Source organism: Bradyrhizobium sp. LA2.1, from assembly GCF_040547725.1.
In the GTDB taxonomy this organism is placed as follows: domain Bacteria; phylum Pseudomonadota; class Alphaproteobacteria; order Rhizobiales; family Xanthobacteraceae; genus Bradyrhizobium; species Bradyrhizobium barranii.
Genome location: NZ_JBEPQI010000081.1, coordinates 1 through 1,705, shown reverse-complemented (window position 1 = coordinate 1,705; position 1,705 = coordinate 1). Strand labels below are relative to the sequence as shown.

1 protein-coding gene is annotated in these 1,705 nt (G+C 64.6%); it reads left to right on the top strand.

From position 1 onward, the window contains the following. Window positions 1-99 precede the first annotated feature (99 nt). A complete protein-coding gene (locus ABIB95_RS47305; RefSeq protein ID WP_354116835.1) occupies window positions 100-1,485 on the top strand; it encodes an IS1380 family transposase in 1,386 nt (461 codons plus the stop codon). The last annotated feature ends 220 nt before the right edge of the window (window positions 1,486-1,705 follow it).

Here is a 1,705-nt window from a genome sequence, read left to right as displayed (position 1 = left end):
CTAGCCCGGATATCTCACACGGATCGAGCGCATCGAGGCGCCGAATCAGCGAAAGTTGTTTTGCGAGAACGACTTTGAGATGATTCGAGAGGCGCCCCGATGCCGACAGAGTGTACCGCAGAACTGTTCGAGTTTGCAGCCATCGAACGCCGATCTGTTGTGGGCGGATTTGACGGCGGAGCGATCACATCGGACGCTGGAGCGTTGTTGCTGGGGGCGACGGATGGTGCAATCCAGCTGATGAGGCGGTTTGCGGAATGCTTTGTCGATCATCGGCGGCCGGGGCAGGTGGAGCACGCTGTGCGGACGCTGGTTGGCCAGCGGGTATTCGGGATCGCGCTGGGCTACGAGGACGTCATCGATCATGATGAGCTGCGGCACGATCCGGTGATGGCGGTGCTGGCAGGCAAGCTTGAGGCGCGGCGCAAGGATTGTGCGGCGGTGGCCGGCAAATCGACACTCAACCGGCTGGAGCTGAGCCGGGAGATTGCCACGCGTTATCACAAGATCGCGCACGAACCGGCGAGCATTGCCGGACTGTTCGTCACGCTGTTCCTGGACGCCTACCGGACGGCTCCGAACGAGATCATTCTCGACCTTGACGCCACGGACGACCCGCTGCACGGGCATCAGGAGGGGCGGTTCTTCCATGGCTATTACGATTGCTACTGTTATCTGCCGCTGTACGTGTTCTGCGGGCGCCACCTGCTGGCCGCCAAGCTGCGGCCCGCCAACATCGACGGCTCGGCGGGCGCGGTCGAGGAGATCGCCCGGATCGTGGCGCAGATCCGTGAGCGCTGGCCGCAGACCCGCATTGTCTTGCGGGCCGACTCCGGCTTTGCACGCGATGCCCTGATGACGTGGTGTGAGGCAAACGGCATCGACTTCATCTTCGGGCTGGCCCGCAACGCCCGCCTCACCCGCGCGATCGGAGCTGAACTGGTCGAGGCCCGCGACGAGAGCCAGGCCACCAGTCGGCCGGCGCGCCGGTTCAAGGAACTGACCTGGTCGACGCGCAACAGCTGGAGCCGCGCGCGGCGCGTCATCGCCAAGGCGGAGTGGACGCAAGGCGAAGCCAATCCGCGCTTCATCGTCACCTCGCTGACCGCGGCCGATGGCGACGGCCGCCGGCTCTACGAAGAGGTCTATTGCGCGCGCGGCGAGATGGAGAACCGCATCAAAGAGTGCCAGATGGACCTGTTCGCCGACCGCACCTCGACCGGCACCATGCAGGCCAACCAATTGCGGCTGTGGTTCGCCTCGATGGCTTATGTTCTGCTCGACAGCCTGCGCCGCATCGCCCTGCAGGCGACCGAGTTGGCTGATGCCAGCTGCGGCACCATCCGCCGCAAGCTGTTCAAAATCGGCGCCCTCGTCACCATCAGCGTCCGCCGTGTTAAGTTCGCCATGGCATCCGGCTGTCCTTACAAGGCCGCCTTTGCCACGGCGCATCGGGCGCTCATCGCCGCAGCAGATACCGGTTGAGCCAGGCGCGCCGTCGACATCACCCGCGATTGCTCGCCGGCAGCGGCAGCATTTGGCGCGTCTTCCCGCACACGCAAGCCGCGCCAATCGAACACCAGACTCGTCTTTGGCGAGCCAGGCAAACCGACCCAGGCGTCCAAACCAACCTCCCGTCCCCGCAAACTCGCTCCCCGCTCACAATCGGATCGCTACACGCCCGGCTGTGAGATATCCGGGCTAG